The sequence below is a fragment of the Allorhizobium sp. NPDC080224 genome (assembly GCF_050281005.1).
In the GTDB taxonomy this organism is placed as follows: Bacteria; Pseudomonadota; Alphaproteobacteria; order Rhizobiales; family Rhizobiaceae; genus Allorhizobium.
Genome location: NZ_JBNNWJ010000001.1, coordinates 1,773,387 through 1,792,392 on the forward strand (window position 1 = coordinate 1,773,387; position 19,006 = coordinate 1,792,392).

Below are 19,006 nucleotides of genomic sequence, written 5' to 3' on the forward strand. Positions count from 1 at the left end.
CTCAAGCCTCCCACGGTCCCTCCCGACCGGTGCCGACTGTATCACGCCATCATGATGCGGGAAGCCGCCGCACCTGCTCTTCCTCGGCAGGCCCGCTTGTGCTAGGTCAGGCCATGTCTATTCTGTCCAGCATCCTCTCGATTTTCACCGGTGGTTCCTCTTCCGAGACCGCTGCCAAGCCCTTGGCCGAGCCGCAGCCCTACAAGGACTGCGTCATCCATGCCGAACCCATGCGTGAAGGCAGCCAGTACCGGCTCGCCGGTCGCATCGTCCAGACCGTGGATGGTCGGGTGCTCGAGCGCAAGTTCATCCGCGCCGACGTCTTCACCTCGCTCGATGATGCCCTCGACTGCACCTTCCGCAAGGCGCAGCAGATCATCGATCAGAATGGCCCCGCGCTTTTCGGTGACGGTGAGGAAACGCGCATCGTCTAACGTTGCACTTTGATATTGCGAAGAAATGTTTCTTCGCGATCATCGAATGTTAATGATGCACCGCAACACTGGCCCCTGAGATATTGTCCGGGTTTTCCAGTGATCATTGCGTTTCGCTCCGTTTCATTCCTTGCTTTTCACGGCTTGGCAGCGAGCCTCGTGTTCGGCTTAGCACTCCCTGTTCATGCCGCTGACGCAGTGTCCGTTCAGGCGGCCAAGGCTTCCGCCGATCTCGCCTGGCTGATGGCGGCGGCCGGCATGGTGATGATGATGCAGGTGGGATTCCTGCTTCTTGAAGCCGGCATGGTGCGCTCGAAGAATTCCATCAATGTCGCCCAGAAGAACCTCCTGGATTTTGTCTTTGGCGTCGTCGGCTTCGCAGTCGTGGGTTTCATGCTCGCCTTCGGCCGCTCCGGCTTCCTGCCGGTCGGGCTCGATCCTGACTATTTCCTGCTGCAGGGCCTCGACAGCTGGCTCGCCGGGTTCTTCGTCTTCCAGGTGATGTTCTGCGGCACGGCGGCGACGATCGTTTCCGGTGCCGTCGCCGAGCGCATGACACTCTCGGCCTATGTGCTCGGATCGATCATCCTGTCGACGCTGATCTATCCGATTTTCGTGCACTGGGTCTGGGGCACGGCGATCGGGCCGAACTCCGGGGCCTTTCTCGCCAATCTCGGCTTCGTCGATTTTGCCGGCTCCACGGTGGTACATGCCACGGGTGGCTGGGTCGCACTTGCTGCCTGCCTGGTGATCGGAGCGAGACGCGGGCGTTTTGATGCGCAGGGACGCCCGGTGCGTCTTGCCGGCAACAATCCGGTTCTGGCGACCACCGGGGGCCTCATCCTGTTTTTCGGCTGGATTGGCTTCAATGGCGGCTCCACCCTGGCAGCCAACGCGGATGTTGCGCCGATCATCCTCAACACGGTTCTCGCTGGCGGCATGGGCACCTGCGTCGGTTACGTGATCGGTGCGAGGCAAGATGGCGTGGTGCTGCCGGAAAAGGCGCTGTGTGGCATGCTGGGTGCGCTGGTCGCGGTCACAGCGGGCTGCCACCTGCTTGAGCCGGGTGGCGCCCTCCTCACGGGCGCGCTCGGCGCGATCGTCGCCATCGTCGGCAATCAGTACCTCGAACAGAAGCTCAAGGTTGACGATGCCGTCGGCGCCGTCGGCGTGCACGCCTTTGCCGGTGTCGCCGGAACCGTGGCACTTGCGCTTCTGGCGCCGGTCGATCGGCTGCCGCTCGGTGGACGGTTCGATCAGCTCTACATCCAGATCTTTGGTTCTGCCCTGAACTTCTACTGGGCCTTCGGCCTCGGCTATGCCTTCTTCTGGACGCTCGACAAACTCGTGCCGGTTCGCGTCACGGCCGAGGCCGAAGACATCGGCCTGAACGTCGCCGAACATGGGACGCGGCTCGGTGTCGGCCATGTCGAGGACGCTCTTTCAAAGCTCGTTTCCGGCAAAGCCGATCTGGGCGATCGGTTGCTGGTCGATCCGGGCGACGAGGCGGAGAAACTGACCCGGCTGTTCAACCACCTGATGGACAATATCCAGCACCAGGAACGCAATCGAAGTGCACTCGAATCCCAGGTCCGCGATCAGGAAGAGGCGGATCGGGTGACGGCGCTCGCCAACGCCACCTTTGAAGCGATCGTCATGCACGAAGACGGCGTGATCATTGACGGCAATGAGCAGTTCGAGGTGCTGACGGGTCGCAAGATTGCAGATCTCATCGGAACGTCGATCCTCGATGTTGTCGACCAGACCGGGCGGCGCATGCTGATCGAGGATCCCAATCCGGCGCCCGACGTGTCGCGAGAGTTCCAGATCGTCCGCGCCGACGGCTCAAGCATCCCGATCGAGGCTCGGGGCCGCAATATAGAATATCGCGGCCGGCATATCCGGATCAGCTGCCTCGTCGATCTTCGTGAGCGCAAGGCCGTCGAAAGCCGCATGCGCCATCTGGCGCAGCACGATCCGCTGACAGGGCTTGCGAACCGTGCGCTGTTTACCGAAACGCTCGCCGCCCATGTCAAACAGGCGAATGACGGGTGGGGTTGCGGGGTTCTTCTGGTCGATCTCGACCATTTCAAGGACGTCAACGATCTTTACGGGCACCCTGCTGGCGACGAGGTGATCAGAGAGACGGCGCGGCGTCTGTCCGCAGCACTCGGTCCCGCCGACATGGCGGCTCGCCTCGGCGGTGACGAGTTCGCAATCATCCTCGGCAATTGCCATTTCGAAGCCCAATGCGAAGATTTCGGTCGCCGCCTGGTCGAAGCCTTCCGGCAACCCTTCGACACCGGCCAGGGCGAACGCATCAAATGCGGTGTCAGCATCGGTGGCGCGCTTTGCCCCGAACATGCGGGCGAGCTCGACGAGCTGATCGGCCGTGCTGACATCGCCCTCTATCACGCCAAGAAATCCGGCCGGAACACGTTCAGATCCTACCGCAGGGGCATGGATGAGCTGATCGAAAAGCGACGCGCGCTCGAAGCCGATATCGAGCGAGGACTGGAACGCGGCGAATTCGAGCTCTATCTCCAACCGCGGGTCTCGGCATCGGATGCTATGATCGTCGGATATGAGGCTCTCGTGCGCTGGAAACATCCGGAGCGCGGCATGGTGCAGCCGGGTGATTTCATCCCCGTCGCCGAGGTGTCTGGCAAGATCATCGAACTGGGAGAATGGGTGCTGATCGAGGCCTGCCGTCTGGCAACCGGTTTCCCGGAGCATCTGCATATCAGCGTCAACGTCTCGCCGGTGCAGTTCCGCCATCCGCAGTTTCTGGAGCGGATCGAAGCGATCCTGGATGCGTCCGAGGTTTCGCCGCATCAGCTGGAGCTTGAGATCACGGAGAGCGTGCTGATCGATGATGACCAGCGGGCACGCCTCATTCTCGGCCATTTGAAGACGCTGGGCTTGAGGATTGCGCTCGACGATTTTGGCACCGGCTACTCATCGCTCAGCTATCTGAGCCGCTACCCCTTCGACGTGATCAAGATCGATCGCAGCTTCGTGTCAGCCCTCGGAACCGAGGAGACGGCCGACGCCATCGTCCGCACGATCATCGATCTGGGCAGCGGGCTCGGCATGCGGGTCGTGGCGGAGGGTGTGGAGACGCTGGATCAGGCTCGTTACCTGAGCGTTGCTGGCTGTGACGAGCTCCAGGGCTATCTGCTGGGCCGCCCGCAGCCGGTCGACAGTATCGCATCCGAGGTGAGCGCGGAGATTGTCTCGGAACTGACCAACGTCGCGCGGCTTCAAGCGCACCGCGACAAGCGCCTGTCCAGGACGGGGAGCGAGACAGGGCTTGCTCTGGCGGCAAACGGCAACTGAAGGACCTTGCCGTTTGCAAAATGAGGGCGGCAGCGCGGCTGCCGCGTTGGAGCGTTGATAGCTCAGGCAGCGCGCGCCAGTTCCTCGACCTTGGCCTTGGCAGAAGCCACGGCCTTTTCGGCGGCTTCCGGACCGTATGCCACGCCTTCGACATAGACAGTCTCGACCAGCTCGATGCCGAGGAAGCCGAGGACCGTCTTGAGATAGGGTTCAGCATGGTTCATCGGGGCGCCTGGGCCGGAGGAGTAGATGCCGCCGGCGGCGAGCACCAGATAGGCCTTCTTGCCCTTGGCGAGGCCGACCGGGCCGTTTTCCGTGTAGCTGAAGGTCAGGCCGGCGCGAGCGATGTGGTCGATCCAGCTTTTCAGCGACGAGTAGATGTTGAAGTTGATGAGGCCGGTGCCGATGACGATCGTGTCGGCGGCCATCAGTTCCGCGACGAGCGCGTCGGATGTGGCGACGGATGCGGCCTCTTCGGCGGTGCGTGCATCAGCCGGCTTGCGGATTGCGGTGGTGAAGGCGCCGTCGACGTGGTCGAGCTGGGTTTCGACAAGGTCACGACGGACCAGCGTGCCGGTCTCGCCGGCGAACTTCTCGGCGAGCTCGGTGGCGATCGCGTTCGAGAGGGATTCCGAGCCGCGCGGGCTGGAGGTGACGAGAAGGATGGAAGACATGTGCAATTCCTCGAATGGTGGTGGGCCCTTGGGAGCAGGCCTGCCATGCATCTATGTCCGACCACGCATCAATAAAACTGTGATAATCTAGATCGGTCATATCGAATAACTGGATGGATGCCCGATCGCATGGATGCCAATCCCACTCTCGACCAATTGCAGGTCTTTCTCACCGTGGCTGATACCGGAAGTTTTTCCGCAGCCGCCCGGCAGCTCAACCGCGCCCAGTCGGTGGTCAGCTATACGATCGGCAATCTGGAAAGCCAGCTCGGCGTGACGCTGTTCGAGCGGACCGGTACGCGGCAACCCAGACTGACGGACGAGGGCAGGGCCATGTTGACCGATGCCCGCCGGATCGTCGGCGATCTGCAGGTCATGCGCGCCAAGGTCCGCAGCATGCATCAGGGCCTGGAGGCGGAACTGTCGGTGGCGATCAGCGTGCTCGTCCCGACCGGCGCCATGCTGGCGGTGCTTCGGGAATTTCAGCAGCAGTTTCCATCCGTCTCGCTGCGACTCGAAGTAGGCGAACTCGGACGATTGGTCGAACTGGTAATGAGCGGCAAGGCGACCATCGGCATCGGCGGAGCGCCGACCCGGCAGGACGACACGCTGATCGTCGACCGGATCGGCCACAATTTTCTCCTGCCGGCGGCAGCGGCCGATCATCCGCTCGCGAGGCGCAAGGCCACGCTGTCGCTGCAGGACGTGCGCGAGGAGACCCAGATCGTCGTCAGCGACGCTTCGGATCTGACGTCGGGGCGCGATTTCAACGTGTTGTCGTTCAAGACCTGGCGGGTCAGCGACATGGCAACGAAACATCAGCTGATTCGTGGCGGCCTCGGCTGGGGTGGGCTGCCGGCCTCGATCATCCGCGAAGACATGGCGAGCGGCCGGATCGTGCATCTCGATCTGCCAGCCTATGAGCAGGGGTCCTACAATCTCTACGCCATCAGGCGGACCGACAATCCGCCTGGGCCTGCCGGCACTTGGCTGATCCGGGCCTTCGAAGAACAGCTGTCGAATTGCCCCATGGATCTGACATCTTCGCCAGCGCTTGCCACAGCAGTTTAAGGAATCGATTCAACATCTTGAATCGATTCCGTTCTTGTTGAGCGATTGCGCCGTCTGCCGTGGTTCAGAGCGTCAGGCGGAACTTCGCAAATCCTTCCGCTGCTTCGCCGGCATCCTCGATCTGGCCGCCCTTGAAGTCGGCGAGGAAATCGAGTGCCTTCGGGCCGGTCTCGAAGACAACGGTGGTCTCACCGATCGGTGCGAAGGACCAGTTGCCGTCGGCCGACGGATTGATCGTGCCCTGTTCGACGATGTAGCGGACGATGATGTCGCGATTGGTATCCGGGCCGACGAAGATCACCTTGTCGGAGGCGATCTCGGGGAACTTGCCGCCGCCACCGGCGCGGTAATTATTCGTCGCGACAGCGAAGGTCTGGCCCGGGTCGATCGGCTTGCCGTCGAATTGCAGGTTGACGATGCGGCTTGCTTCCGGATGGACGACCACACCGTCCTTGTCGTAGCGGGCTGGCTGCGTCAGGTCGATCTGATAGGTCACGCCATCGATGACGTCGTAATTGTAGGACGGGAAATCCGGATTGATCAGGGCCGCATCCTTTGCGCCCTTCTCGATCTGGTTGAAGATGCCGGCCGACATTTCCAGCCAGTTCTTCACCTGTTCGCCGGTGATCGCAACCGCCTGGATGGTGTTCGGATAGAGATAGAGATCGGCGACATTCTTGATCGCGATGTCGCCGGCCGGCACGTCGGTGAAATAATCGGCACCGCCGCGACCGCCGGCCTTGAACGGGGCCGCCGCCGACAGCACCGGCAGATCCTTGTGCGGCCCATCCTTCAACATTTCCTTGATGTACCAAGACTGGGCAATCGAAACGATCTGGATCGACGGATCGTCGGCGACCAGCGCAAAATAGGAGTAGAGCGGCGCGGACGTCTTGCCGACCGGCGTGCGCACATAATCGAGTGTCGCCTGGTGTTCGGTCGCGACCGAGGCGATGACCTCGGGCTTGTCCTTCACGTCGGCCACGACCTTGCGGTTGTCGTCTCGGTGGTAGATCGGCCGTGCCTCGCAGGTGAAGTCGACGATCTTCCAGCTCGAGCCGTCTTTTTCGAGAAGCAAGTCGATCAGGCCCATATGCGAGCCCCAGAAGCCAGCCATGACCGCGGGCTTGGCGAGCAGCGTGCCTTTCACGGCATCCGCACCCGGCACGTTCTCGAAATCCTTCGGTCCGGGGAAGACGAGATGCTGGTGTCCGGTGAAGATCGCATCGATACCCTCGACGCCTGCGAGATAAAGCGAGGCGTTTTCCATGCCTTCGCTTTCACCATTCCCGTCGATACCGGAATGGGAGAGCGCAATCACGATGTCGGCGCCATCCTCCTTCATCTGCGGCACCCAGGCGCGGGCCGCCTGCAGGATGTCGCGGCTCATCGCCTTGCCTTCGAGGTTCTTCGCATCCCAGAGCATGATCTGCGGCGGCACGAAGCCGATGAAGCCAACCTTGATCGGGCTGGTTGCCCCCGATCCGTCGCGGATCTGCTTTTCGATGATGTGGTAGGGCTTGAAATAAAGCGGATCCTGCTTGGGATCAGCGGCAAGCTGCCCCTTGGTCAGATTGGCGCAGACGAAGGGAAATGTAGCACCCGCCAGCGTGTTGAACATGAAGTCGAGGCCGTAATTGAACTCGTGATTGCCGAGCGTGCCGCAATCATAGCCGAGCACGTTCATCGCCTTGATCACGGGATGCACGTCGCCAGGCTTCATGCCCTTCTGATAGGCCATGTAGTCGCCCATCGGATTGCCCTGCAGGAAGTCGCCATTGTCGATCAGCATCGAATTGCCGGCTTCGGCGCGGATCGAATCGATCAGGCTTGCGGTGCGCGAAAGGCCCATCGTGTCGTTCGGCTTGTCGGCATAATAGTCGTAAGGCATCACGTTGACGTGGATGTCGGTGGTTTCCATCAGCCTGAGATGCGCCTGGTTGCCATCGGCGCGCGCCGCAAAGGGATGAAGCGTGACGAGAGCCGCCGATGCGGCAATACCGCTCAAGAAGGAGCGGCGGGAAATCGGATGGAGATCGAGCAAAGACGGCATAGGGGCCTCACGAAGAACAGGTTCTGAAAGCGACGCAGGTTAGGTCGCTTCTAAGAGGCTTGCACCTCTAAAATGACAGGGATGAGACGTGTTGCTCTCTCCTGGGTCAGATCGGAACAAGGTTGCGGGGATCCCGATGGAAGTGGCGGAAGTAGGCGGTGACCTGCGCGACCGCATTGGTGGTCTGCTCGAATTCGAGCCCCATCTTGCCGGCGCGGTACCAGCGGACGGTGCATTCGATGTGGCCGAGTTCGGGGCAACTGACAGTCACTGTCGCGCCGCGCTTGGCTTCGATCCAGCCCTCGAGATGCAGGGCCATGCCGGTTCGGGAAATGTCGAGAATACGGACGTTGAACTTCTGGCCGATGAATTCCAGCGTTCCCCTGATATGACAGCGGATACGGTGGCTGCGGCGGCCGTCCGGGTTGAGTTTGGCAGCAAGCATAAAATTGCGCTCCGTCAAATTGATTGAAAGAAACGCAGGAAACCTCAGCCAGGCGCCTTAACGGCATCTGGCCAAGGTCATTAGAATGCGAGCGACCTCCTCAGGAGATTTTGGGTGTTTTGTCGGTTATGCGGGGTGTTTACCGTTAACTTCCGGTCCGAAGAGCTCAGCCGCGCAGGACCGGTCGGACTTCCTGATGGTAGTTGCGGAAATAGGCCGCGACCTTGGCAATCGAATTGCTGTTCGGTCGGAACATGATGCCGATGCGGCCGCCATAGTTCCACCGGACGACGCCTTCCAGATGGCCGATATCCTCGTTTTCGATGATCACCTGACTGCCGGCGGCGGCGGTTAGCTTGGTGGCGAGTTCCAGAGCGAGGCCGGTGCGCGAAATGTTGATCACGCGCGCATCTGCCTGCTGCCGAAAATAATGGATCTTGCTGTCGAGCCGGCAACGGCTGCGGGGTGATTTGCGAACATCCATACCGAGATTATTGCTCATGATGCCGTCCTGAATACAAAAAGGAATGGCATGACCTTACGCAGCATCCGTAAGAACGGCCTAAAACAAATCATTAGGATTTTCAGGATCCTCGATCAAAGACCCACATTGGGACGTTCGATCACTTCGCGAAGCGCAAAACTCGAATTGATCTTCACCACATGCGGAAGCGCCGAGAGCCAGTCGCGGTGGATACGCTCGTAGTCTTCGAGATCCTTGGCGGCCACACGCAGAATGTAATCGTACTCGCCCGACATCAGATAGCACACAAGCACGTTCGGACAGCGCTTCACGGCGGCCTCGAATTCGGTCAGCGTCTTGGCAAACTGGCCCGACAGCGAGATGTGCACGATCACCATCATCTTGTAGTCGATCGCCTTGTGCGACAGGCGGGCATGATAGCCGCTGATGACGCCGGATTTTTCAAGCATGTCGTGACGCCGCGAGCAGGCAGATGGCGATAAGCCCACCGTTTCGGCAAGCTCAGCATTTGTCATCCGGCCATTCTCCTGAAGCGCCTTCAGAATGGCACGATCAATGGCATCCAGTTCCGCCATTCGTAGATTTCTCCGTTTTGCAGCTGTCTGACGCAAGAAGCTGCGAATTGTCTGATGTCCTAGGCTTCACTTTGCAAGGACATTTTGTGCGGAGAATGTTTGAATTTCCGTATCTGAAACAAAGCAGCGCAGGCTGCGAATAAAAGAGAGGAACGCTTATGCGTGTCGGTTGCCCGAAGGAAATCAAAAACCATGAATACCGTGTGGGTCTGACCCCCGGTGCCGTCAGAGAATATGTGGCACATGGCCATGACGTCCTGATCGAAACGGGAGCAGGCGCCGGGATCGGCGCAGACGACCACGCCTATATCGCCGCTGGCGCGAAGATCGCAGCCTCGGCAAAGGACGTGTTCGATAAGTCCGACATGATCGTCAAGGTCAAGGAGCCGCAGCCCTCCGAATGGGTGCAACTGCGTGAAGGCCAGATCCTTTATACCTATCTCCACCTCGCGCCGGATCCGGACCAGACCAAGGGCCTGCTCGATTCGGGCGTCACAGCCATTGCCTATGAAACCGTGACTGACGAGCGCGGCGGCCTGCCGCTTTTGGCGCCGATGTCGGAAGTCGCCGGACGCCTGGCGATCCAGGCGGGTGCGACGGCCCTGCAGAAAGCCCATGGGGGTCGCGGCATCCTGCTTGGCGGCGTGCCGGGCGTGCTGCCGGCCAAGGTTACCGTCATCGGTGGCGGTGTTGTCGGATTGCATGCGGCCAAGATGGCCGTCGGTCTCGGCGCTGACGTCACGATCCTCGACCGCTCGCTGCCGCGTCTGCGCCAGCTGGACGACATCTTCGGCGGTCGCGTTCACACCGTCTATTCCACCATCGATGCGCTTGAGCAGGAAAGCTTCTCGGCCGATCTCGTCATCGGCGCGGTCCTGATCCCAGGTGCAGCCGCCCCAAAGCTCGTCACCCGCGAAATGCTGTCCGGCATGAAGAAGGGTGCCGTCATCGTCGACGTTGCCATCGACCAGGGCGGTTGTTTCGAGACCTCGCATGCCACGACCCATTCCGATCCGACCTACGAGGTTGACGGTATCGTGCATTATTGCGTCGCCAACATGCCGGGCGCGGTGCCGATTACCTCGGCGCATGCCCTCAACAATGCAACGCTGGTCCATGGTCTGGCGCTCGCCGATCGCGGTCTGCGGGCGATTGCCGAAGACCGTCACCTGCGCAACGGTCTCAACGTTCACAAGGGCCGCATCACCAACAAGCCGGTCGCAGAAGCGCTTGGTTACCCGGCGCACGCGCCAGAAGCTGTGCTTAACGTTGCGTAAGGCTGCACTCTCCGGTCGCCTTACGCTGCGTCAGGTCCGCGAATGTAACGCGTAAAGCGGCCGATCCGGGCCGGCCTTCCCATCGGCCGGCCCGTTTTTATTCATCGATCAAGGCAGATCGGGCCTGCTCTTCGGCTCATGCATCGGACAGCCGATCAAGGCGCTGCGTTTGGCGGCTGCGACGGGATAGACTTCCCGGCGGGCGCGCATGACATTGCCGAGAGGCCGATGCTGCTCGATGCCGCGCCATGGACGGAAGGTCAGCCCGTCATCGACGGCGCGCGAGCGACCTTCCGACCAGCCCGTCTGCGGCGCCACGCTGATGGTCGCGATTTCCAGATAGGGGCTGTCTTCCTCGGGCCAGACGACGGAGGCATCCTCGATCGGCTGGGTCTCGAGATTGCGACAGAGCTGCGCGCGCAGGGTCCATTCTCCGCCATCGCGTGCCATGACCTCGGCGACCGCTTCGCGCAAAACATCGGGACCTTCGGATAGATCGATCCTGTCGTCAGTGAGGCGTTTGAAGCTCTCGGACCGCGGCACGAGGTCGAGCTTTGCCACATACTCGCCGAAGCGCAAGGGAACCTGGGTGTAGTAGTGTTCACCAAGCGGATGGGTCTCGGGATAACCGCCCATTGCTTTCAGCGCCCCGGCATCCGCCCCCATGGCCTCCAGTCCCCGGACGATCGGTCTGAGGATCCAGCTGAGCGCGCTCTTGGCCCACTCGACCCTGTCCGTGGTGCGGGCGATCAGTTTGAGGTTCTTGGCAAAGCCGGCGGCATCCGGTGCGGCAAAGGCCGGCGCCGAGGCAAACAGAAAGTCCTGCGTCCGATCGCCTTCGCTGCCAGGCAACCGCGTACCCTCGACATCAAAGAGCTTGATTGCAAAGCCGCGGGGAAGTGAAACGCTGTCGCGCAGCGGGTCGCCGGGAATGGTCGAGATGCGGATGATGGCGGGATAGGTCCGCCCCGGTTCGGCGAAAATCCCCTGGCGCAGTTCGGCCGAAAGCTCCGGATGGACGGTGACGGTGGCTTCGAGCAGGGCATGGCTCTTGGCGTGCACGCTGCGTTGCGCATGTCCGAGATCTTCATGCGTCTTGCCGATGATGTAGAGCATGCTGTCCTTGATCTCTTCGATCGCCTCCTTTTCGTCGGCGGACGGGGTTTCAAGATCGGCATGGTAGCGGATGGGGGATTGATGCGGCATCGAGTGCTCCGTGGGGACGTGTTCCGGGGGAGTGAACGCGGGCCGCAGCCGCGTGTTCCTCCCCCGGAAACATCGATCCGTCGACGGGAGGACCAGCGCACTGGCCCTCACTCACGCACAAGATCAGCGGATGAAGTCGTCGATACGGCGGAGCGTGACGCGTCGGTTACGCCATTCCGATCGCTCGGTCGGGATCAGCAGGTAATCTTCGCCATAGCCGACGGTTTCAAGAACACGCGAGGGAATGCCGAATTCGCGGACCAGAACCATCTTGAGCGAGGCAGCCCGGCGCTCCGACAGGACCTGATTGGAATAGGCGGACCCGACCGCATCCGTGTGACCCTCGATCAGGAAGCGAACCGCGCGCCGGCGACGCAGCAGCTGTTCCATGGCGCGGGCGATCTGCTGCACCTTGCGAAATTCCGAACGCGGAATATCCGCTGAGCCTGTTGCGAAGTTGATCGCCTGGATATCGATCGAAGGCGCTTGGCGTCGAAGCTCCGGCCGCCGCTTGAACTCGTCGATGGTGACCCGGTTCCGCGGGGCGATCTGCCGCTGCGGAGCGGCATCCAGCCGCCGCATGATCATGTCTTCCGTGGGGGCTTCCTGTGCGAAGCCAACGACCGGCGACGCTAGAGCGCCCCCCAAGATTGTCAGAAACAGACGTCTGTCCATGGCGTGTCCTCCCTGTCTGGAATGTCGTGAGAGAAGCTTTTGCATGTCGCGGATGAATTTCAACTGAAGCCGGCGGTCAGCAAGCGTTCATCGACCAAGCTGCCGTAAGGCCGCGTATCGTTATGGCTGATGTCATCGACACGGCAGGGCCACGGGATGCGGCCTGTTTTTGTCAGAAATGGTGCTTCTCTCTCGCTTAACCTCTGCTGTAGATAATCGGCGAGCTATCAGGGGTTCGGGGTCTCTCACATGCTGTCAATCAAGTCTGTCGCCGTGGTCACGTTGGCATCCGTTGCCGCATGGCTCTGCCAGCCATTCACAAGTGTTCGGGCCGAGGAGCTGACGGCCGAACAGGTCGAGGAAGGCCAGCGTTTCGTCGTCAACAACGCCATCTTCATTCTCTTCCACGAGGCCGGCCACATGCTGGTCTCTGAGCTCAACCTGCCGGTTCTCGGCCGCGAGGAGGATGCCGTCGATGCGCTTTCCTCCGTGCTGCTGCTCGGTGCCGAGGACGAGGACCTCAATACGACCATGCAGGATGCCGCCGATGGCTGGTTCCTGCTGGACGAAGCCAATCAGGACGGCCCCCAGGAAGACGACTTCATGGGCACCCACGGCCTCAACCGGCAGCGTGCCTATGCGATCGTCTGCATGATGACCGGCGCCAATGCCGAGTTCTTCAAGGAGTTTGCCGACTCGCTCGATTTTCCGGAAGAGCGCCGCCAGGAATGCGTTTTCGAATATCAAAGGGCCCGCGACAGCTGGATGAGCCTGCTCGCCGCCAACATGAAGGACGGCGTGAAAACGAGATTCGAGGTCACCTATGAGCCGGCCGGAAACGAGGACCTGCAGGGTTTCGCCGATCTCCTGAAGAGTGCGGGCGCGCTGGAGACCATTGCCACCGTCTTCGGCGAGGGCTACAATCTGAAAGACGGGATCAAGATCACCGGCAAGACCTGCGGCACGGAAAACGCATTCTGGTATGCGGGCGACCGCGAAATCACCTACTGCTACGAGATGGCCGCCTTTCACGCCGGTCTGATCGCCAATTGGTTCGAGAACCAGGCCGCTGGCGAAGAGGATCCGGACGGGGAGAACGTCGCTGACGAGGCTTCCGAGGAAGAAACGGAAGCCACCAGCGTCAAGTTGAAGAAGAAGGAATAGGCGACGGCATCAGCCGTCGCGCTTGATCAGGGCAAGCAGTTCCTGGTCGGTCAGGGGATCGACCAGAGCGTCATAGGTGCCGACGGGCGAGAAGCCGAACTGCTGGTAGAGCTGTAGTGCGCGCGGATGGTCGAGCGAGTTGGTGGTGACGGTGACAGTCTTCGGATTGCTCGCCCAGGCCGCGTAAAGACACTGCAGCAGGAACCACTTGCCGATGCCGAGCCCCAGCGCATGTTCAAAGAGGCCGAAATAGGAGAGCTCGACGAGATCGTCGTTTTCATGCGACAGCTCGTAGAAGCCGGCCGGTGCGCCATTCACGTAAAGAACCGAGATCGACACCTTCGGCGCGTGGATGATCGCCTTCAGCTGCTCATCGGGCAAACGCAGGCGCTCGTACCAGTGCCAGCGGGCACCCACCTGGCGGTGCAGGAAGCGATAGAAGGACAACGGGATTTCATGCGTGCGCATGATGGCCGTCTGGATGTTGACCGGCACCGGCAGGCTGGATTTCGGCGGCGCCGTCATTTCCAGTCGCGTGACATGCGCCGTCAGCGGCCCTGATGTCTTCGATTCGAGCGGCGAAGCGTCCCCCGTAACGACAGGCGTATCGCTCTTCGAGCCCCATTCCGACCAGGATCCGTCATAAAGCGAGTTGTCGGTATGCCCCAGGCTTTCGAGCGCCAGCGTCACGACAGCTGCCGTCACACCGGAGCCGCAAGACGTCACCACCGGATTGTTGAGATCGACGCCAGCATTGGTGAAGATCGAGCGCAGGGTCGCCAGATCCTTCAGGTGGCCGTTTTCCGAGAGCGATGATGCAGGCACGCTGCGGGCACCCGGAATATGGCCGGAACGCATGCCTTCGCGCGGCTCCGGCTCCTCTCCGGTGAAGCGACCCGCGGGGCGGGCGTCGGCGATCTGCTTGTCGCCTTCGTCGGCAATCGCCGACATCTGGTCAAAGGAGGTGATCCTCGAACGGTCGAACTGTGCCTCGAAGGTAACAGGTGCCGGTTCCGGCAGGTCGGTCTCGAGCTTTCGGCCTTCCGCCTTCCAGCCGTCGATACCGCCATCGAGCACGTAGACGCGGCGCGCGCCCATGACGCGGAACATCCACCAGACACGCGGTGCCGAAAAGAAGCCCGGACCATCGTAAACGACGATCGTGTCCTCGGCGGAAATACCGAGCTGGCCGACGGCCTGGGCAAAGAAGGAGGGTGAGGGCAGCGAATGGGGCAGGCCGGTCGTGGTGTCGGCAATCACGTCCTGGTCGAAGAAGACCGCACCCGGAATATGACCGGAGGCATATTCGACGGCGCCGTTGCGATTATGCGCGGGCAGATACCAGGAGGCATCGACGAGCTTGAAGCCGGGTGCCCCGAGGTTCTTTTCGACCCAGTCCGCCGACACGACGAAACGGCTTTTCTCACCGGACATGCACTTCTCCCGTAGTTTCCTTAGGGCTCAGGCGTCCGGGGCTCCAAAGCGAATGCGGAACCGGCGGTTCTCCTTGCCCTTCTTTTCGATCTTGGCGATATGAATCGCGCCGACCTCCTGAGTCTCGGAAACATGTGTGCCCCCGCAGGGCTGGCTGTCAACGGCGGAGTTCTCGCCGATACAGACAAGGCTGACGCGGCCGAGGCCGACGGGCGGCCGAACATTCTTCGACTTGACGATTGAGGGATTGGCCGCGAGCTCCGCGTCGGTGATCCACTGGAGATAAACGGGGTGATTTTCGCCGACGAGCTTCATCAGGTCTGCCGTCACCTGATCTTTATCGATTGTCTCCGACATGTCGAAATCGACGCGACTTTCCTCCTCGCCGACGGCAGCCCCCGTAATCGGATAGGAGCAGACGACGGAGAGCAGGTGGCAGGCGGTGTGCATGCGCATCAGCTTGTAGCGGCGGGCCCAGTCGACATGCAGAACGAGCTTTTCGCCAATGGAGGGCAGGGGCTCACCGTCGAGAGGGCGGTGGAGGATGATATCCTTGGTGGCGCCGTGGCGGGTCTCGCCGAGCTGAATGCGTCTGCCGTCTTCCCGCTCCAAGAAGCCGGTATCGCCTGGCTGGCCACCGGAGGCAGCATAAAAGCACGTCTGGTCGAGCTCGATCGCGCCATCCTCATGCACGACCGTGACCACCGCCTCCGCCGTCGAGAGATAGAAATCGTCGCGGTAGAGGGCGATGGTGGTCATGGCATTGCTTTCGATGGATATCAGACAGTCTCGAAGGGCAGGTCGAAGGCGACGCGCTTTTCGAGCCAGGTCGGGACAGGCAGGTTTTTCGAGCGCAGGAAGGCCGGGTTGAACAGCTTCGACTGGTAGCGATTGCCGTAGTCGCAGAGGATCGTCACGATCGTGTGGCCGGGGCCCAGTTCCTTCGCGAGACGAATGGCGCCAGCAATGTTGATGCCCGAGGAGCCGCCGAGGCAGAGGCCCTCGTTTTCGACGAGGTCGAAGACGATGTCGAGCGCTTCGGAATCGGGGATCTGATAGGCGAAATCGGGCTTGAAGCCTTCGAGGTTGGCCGTGATGCGGCCCTGGCCGATACCCTCGGTGATCGAGGAGCCCGAGGACTTGAGCTCACCGTTCCGGTAATATTCGTAGAGTGCCGCACCCTCCGGATCGGCAAGACCGATCTTCACGGACGGCTTCATGTTGCGAAGGCCGATGCCGGTGCCGGCAAGCGTGCCGCCCGAGCCGGCCGCGCAGATGAAGCCGTCGACGGCGCCACCGGTCTCGTCGAAGATTTCCTTCGCCGTCGTTGCGATATGGGCGTCACGGTTGACGGTATTGTCGAACTGGTTCGCCCAGATCGCTCCGTTCGGCTCGGACTTCGAAAGCTCGGCAGCAAGCCGGCCGGAGATCTTCACATAGTTGTTCGGGTTCTTGTACGGGACTGCAGGGACTTCAACGAGTTCGGCGCCTAGCAGTCTCAGCGCGTCCTTCTTCTCCTGGCTCTGTGTCTCCGGGATGACGATCACGGTGCGATAACCCAGCGCCTTGGCAACCAGGGTCAACCCGATGCCGGTATTGCCAGCCGTGCCTTCGACGATCACGCCGCCGGGGCGCAGCAATCCGCGCCGCTCGGCATCACGGATGATGAAGAGTGCTGCGCGATCCTTCACCGACTGGCCGGGATTGAGGAATTCGGCCTTGCCGAGAATGGTGCAGCCGGTCGCCTGCGAGGCGCCCTTCAGCCGGATGAGGGGCGTATTGCCGATCGCCTCGAGAACGGAGGGATGAAATGCCATGATGCCTGCCTTTTTTGTCTGACGCGGACACTAGAACCAAATGCGCGGGGAAGAAAACCGGGACGCCGCGCAAATTTGTCCTTCTGGGCAAGATTCTGCGGGGCGGCGGTCAGCGCGAAACGTGAACCGGTCTTTTCCGCCTGAGGACTGGCAAAGGCAAGGAATGGCTTTTCGCGTGGCGGCAAAGGGAGGGAAAATGCGTTCGGAGGCCGACAATGCGCGACGGTCAGGCCGGCTTCCGGTGGTCGAGGTCAGATCTATTCGGCAGAGCACCAGCGGTAATGATCGGTCATTTCAAGATTCTCATTCTCGCGCTTCAACACGAATTCCCGAGTGTTCAGTATTTCCAGGCGGCTCCTATAGTCCGTTACCGTTGTCGGTAGAATGCTCCAGGAGCGGTGATAGTAGGAGCAGTTCTCGTCGAACTGATAGACGTTTCCGGATTGGGTCACGTTGCTCAGCGTGCAACTGGTCTTGCCGCTCTTCACACCCTTTCCGTCATAGATGAACAGCATCGAACCCTTGGGATCGCTGCACTCATGCTGGGACTGGACGTAACGTCCATGATCGATCGGCAGCAGGTCGTTTGCGACGACGGGCGTGGCAAAGGCGGTTGCCAACGACGCGAGGGCGAAGGGCGGGATCAGATTGGTGAAATGCATGCTTATCAGTCTCTTGTACTCGTAAAGGTCGATCGAAACGCCTGGACGCTCCATCGCAGTTTGGTCGGGGGTTCGCCATAAGACGGGCGATATCAACCGGTTGCCGGTTGCACCGGATTGTGGTGATTTCTTGGACGGCCCAGCCAAAGCTGTTGACGACGGCCGCCGGTTGTTGCTCCGGCCGGCCGGGTCAGGTCCGTCTCCGCCAGTCGTGATGGACCGCGGGAAAGAGGGGTTACTCGGTCTTCAACCCCTGGAACGCAGCCATCGCCGCATCCCTTGCCTTGCCGTGATCGACAATGGGTTGCGGATAGGTCTTGCCAAGGCTGACGCCCGCCTCCTTCAGAACGGCGAAGGGCGCGTCGAAGGGCTTGTGAATGAATTTGTCCGGCATGGCCTTCAGCTCCGGCACGAAGCGTCGGACATAAACGCCCTCGGGATCGAATTTCTCGCCCTGACTGATCGGATTGAAGATGCGGAAGAAGGGGGCGGCGTCGGCGCCGGAGCCGGCGACCCATTGCCAGCTTGCAGCATTCGACGCCGGGTCGGCATCCACGAGCGTGTCGCGGAACCAGCGCTCGCCTTCCCGCCAGTCGATCAGGAGATCCTTGATCAGGAAGGAAGCAACGATCATGCGCACACGATTGTGCATGAAGCCGGTCTGCCAGAGCTGGCGCATGCCGGCATCGACGATCGGATAGCCGGTCTGGCCTTTCTGCCACTTCTCAAGCAGGTCCGGCGCGTTGCGCCAGGGGAAGGCATCGAACTTGGTGTTCCAGTTCTTGGTCGCGAGATCGGGAAAATGAAAGAGCAGGTGATAGGAGAAATCGCGCCAGACAAGCTCCTTGCGGAAGTGGATGTAGTCCTCGCTCGAATAGGAGTCCGACAGTCCTCGCGTCGCATGCCAGACGGAAGCGGGCGAGATTTCGCCCAGCGCGAGGTGCGGCGAGAGCATCGAGACATGCGCTTCGCCGGGAAAGTCGCGGCGGGTGCGATAGCCCTTGAGGCCGGATGCGATGAAATCGGCGAGGCGCTTCCTGGCACCGTCTTCGCCGGGTTGCCATTCGCTTTCAAAGCCTTTCGCCCAGTTCGGCTTAGTCGGCAGCAGGCCCCAGTCCGAAAGCGTCTCGCTTGTCGGCCAATGCTCAGGTGCGGTGAGCGAGTTTGGGGCCGGGATCGGCTCTGGCGGTTCGCCGGATCCGTCCAGTGCCTTCCAGAAAGGCGTATAGACACGGAAATGCCCGCCGGCCCCGGTCTTCAGCTTCGTCGGTTCGTGCAGGATCTGGCCGGCAAAGGTGCGCACGTCGATGCCATCAGCGATCAGTTTCGCCTTCAACCCCTTGTCGACCGCAATGCCTGAGGGATCGTAGCGGCGATTCCAGAAGACGGCCGAAGCGCCAGTCTCCGTGATGAGATCCGAGAGCACGGCGTCTGCGGCGCCGCTGCGCAGCACCAGCTTCGCGCCGAGCGCGTCGAGTGACGCCGACAAGGCTTCGAGCGAATGATGCAGCCACCAGGCTTGCGCAGCACCGAGCGGTCCGGTGCCGGCGTGCTCCGGCTCCATTATATAAAGAGGAACTAAGCGAAACCCCTCGTCCAGCGCTGTTGCGAGCGCGGCGTGGTCGGAGATCCGGAGATCCTTGCGGAACCAGAGGATGAGCGTCTTGGCGGATTGCGGCATGCGTTGTTCTTCTTC

At 61.2% G+C, this 19,006-nt stretch carries 17 protein-coding genes; 5 read left to right on the forward strand and 12 right to left on the reverse strand.

What is annotated here, in order from left to right:
• Positions 1-113: 113 nt before the first annotated feature.
• On the forward strand, positions 114-434 hold the full coding sequence (locus ACQKP1_RS08900) for an HlyU family transcriptional regulator (RefSeq protein ID WP_427274969.1): 321 nt from the start codon (positions 114-116) through the stop codon (positions 432-434).
• 99 nt (positions 435-533) lie between these two features.
• On the forward strand, positions 534-3,773 hold the full coding sequence (amt, locus tag ACQKP1_RS08905; RefSeq protein ID WP_427274970.1) for an ammonium transporter: 3,240 nt from the start codon (positions 534-536) through the stop codon (positions 3,771-3,773).
• Positions 3,774-3,835: 62 nt separating this feature from the next.
• Here the strand turns inward: amt and ACQKP1_RS08910 are convergent, their stop codons facing one another.
• Positions 3,836-4,447 carry an FMN-dependent NADH-azoreductase gene (locus tag ACQKP1_RS08910; protein ID WP_006728611.1) on the reverse strand — a complete coding sequence of 204 codons (612 nt, stop codon included), beginning with the start codon at positions 4,445-4,447 and terminating at the stop codon, positions 3,836-3,838.
• Positions 4,448-4,576: 129 nt separating this feature from the next.
• On the opposite strand from ACQKP1_RS08910, the gene ACQKP1_RS08915 reads away from it, so the two are divergent.
• A complete protein-coding gene (locus ACQKP1_RS08915) occupies positions 4,577-5,518 on the forward strand; it encodes a LysR family transcriptional regulator (RefSeq protein WP_427274971.1) in 942 nt (313 codons plus the stop codon).
• A 64-nt stretch (positions 5,519-5,582) separates the two neighbouring features.
• Here ACQKP1_RS08915 and ACQKP1_RS08920 read toward each other — a convergent pair whose 3' ends face one another.
• From ACQKP1_RS08920 to ACQKP1_RS08935, 4 genes are all read right to left on the reverse strand, one after another.
• Positions 5,583-7,571 carry a bifunctional 2',3'-cyclic-nucleotide 2'-phosphodiesterase/3'-nucleotidase gene (locus tag ACQKP1_RS08920; protein WP_427274972.1) on the reverse strand — a complete coding sequence of 663 codons (1,989 nt, stop codon included), beginning with the start codon at positions 7,569-7,571 and terminating at the stop codon, positions 5,583-5,585.
• A 106-nt stretch (positions 7,572-7,677) separates the two neighbouring features.
• Positions 7,678-8,016: a PilZ domain-containing protein gene (locus tag ACQKP1_RS08925; RefSeq protein ID WP_427274973.1), complete on the reverse strand. Its 339-nt coding sequence runs from the start codon at positions 8,014-8,016 to the stop codon at positions 7,678-7,680.
• A 166-nt stretch (positions 8,017-8,182) separates the two neighbouring features.
• Positions 8,183-8,518: a PilZ domain-containing protein gene (locus ACQKP1_RS08930; protein ID WP_427274974.1), complete on the reverse strand. Its 336-nt coding sequence runs from the start codon at positions 8,516-8,518 to the stop codon at positions 8,183-8,185.
• Between the two features lie 95 nt (positions 8,519-8,613).
• Positions 8,614-9,075, reverse strand: coding sequence for an Lrp/AsnC family transcriptional regulator (locus ACQKP1_RS08935; RefSeq protein ID WP_054150114.1), 462 nt, complete (start codon positions 9,073-9,075; stop codon positions 8,614-8,616).
• 158 nt (positions 9,076-9,233) lie between these two features.
• Between ACQKP1_RS08935 and ald the strand changes: the two genes are divergently transcribed.
• Positions 9,234-10,352, forward strand: a complete 1,119-nt coding sequence (gene ald / locus ACQKP1_RS08940; RefSeq protein ID WP_427274975.1) for an alanine dehydrogenase — start codon at positions 9,234-9,236, stop codon at positions 10,350-10,352.
• Between the two features lie 108 nt (positions 10,353-10,460).
• Here ald and ACQKP1_RS08945 read toward each other — a convergent pair whose 3' ends face one another.
• Both ACQKP1_RS08945 and ACQKP1_RS08950 read right to left on the reverse strand, forming a co-directional pair.
• Entirely contained in the window at positions 10,461-11,558 is a 1,098-nt protein-coding gene (locus ACQKP1_RS08945) for a catalase family protein (protein WP_427274976.1), read from the reverse strand.
• Between the two features lie 123 nt (positions 11,559-11,681).
• Positions 11,682-12,233, reverse strand: a complete 552-nt coding sequence (locus ACQKP1_RS08950) for an OmpA family protein (protein ID WP_203015549.1) — start codon at positions 12,231-12,233, stop codon at positions 11,682-11,684.
• A gap of 249 nt (positions 12,234-12,482) precedes the next feature.
• Between ACQKP1_RS08950 and ACQKP1_RS08955 the strand changes: the two genes are divergently transcribed.
• Positions 12,483-13,397 carry a DUF4344 domain-containing metallopeptidase gene (locus ACQKP1_RS08955; protein WP_427274977.1) on the forward strand — a complete coding sequence of 305 codons (915 nt, stop codon included), beginning with the start codon at positions 12,483-12,485 and terminating at the stop codon, positions 13,395-13,397.
• A 9-nt stretch (positions 13,398-13,406) separates the two neighbouring features.
• On the opposite strand, the gene sseA is transcribed toward ACQKP1_RS08955, so the two are convergent.
• The 5 genes from sseA to ACQKP1_RS08980 form a co-directional block, all read right to left on the reverse strand.
• Positions 13,407-14,831: a 3-mercaptopyruvate sulfurtransferase gene (gene sseA, locus ACQKP1_RS08960; RefSeq protein ID WP_427274978.1), complete on the reverse strand. Its 1,425-nt coding sequence runs from the start codon at positions 14,829-14,831 to the stop codon at positions 13,407-13,409.
• A 27-nt stretch (positions 14,832-14,858) separates the two neighbouring features.
• Positions 14,859-15,590 carry an alanyl-tRNA editing protein gene (locus tag ACQKP1_RS08965; RefSeq protein WP_427274979.1) on the reverse strand — a complete coding sequence of 244 codons (732 nt, stop codon included), beginning with the start codon at positions 15,588-15,590 and terminating at the stop codon, positions 14,859-14,861.
• Positions 15,591-15,610: 20 nt separating this feature from the next.
• A complete protein-coding gene (locus ACQKP1_RS08970) occupies positions 15,611-16,648 on the reverse strand; it encodes a cysteine synthase A (protein ID WP_427274980.1) in 1,038 nt (345 codons plus the stop codon).
• A gap of 257 nt (positions 16,649-16,905) precedes the next feature.
• A complete protein-coding gene (locus ACQKP1_RS08975) occupies positions 16,906-17,310 on the reverse strand; it encodes a hypothetical protein (RefSeq protein WP_427274981.1) in 405 nt (134 codons plus the stop codon).
• 235 nt (positions 17,311-17,545) lie between these two features.
• On the reverse strand, positions 17,546-18,991 hold the full coding sequence (locus ACQKP1_RS08980; RefSeq protein WP_427274982.1) for a cryptochrome/photolyase family protein: 1,446 nt from the start codon (positions 18,989-18,991) through the stop codon (positions 17,546-17,548).
• Between the last annotated feature and the right edge of the window lie 15 nt (positions 18,992-19,006).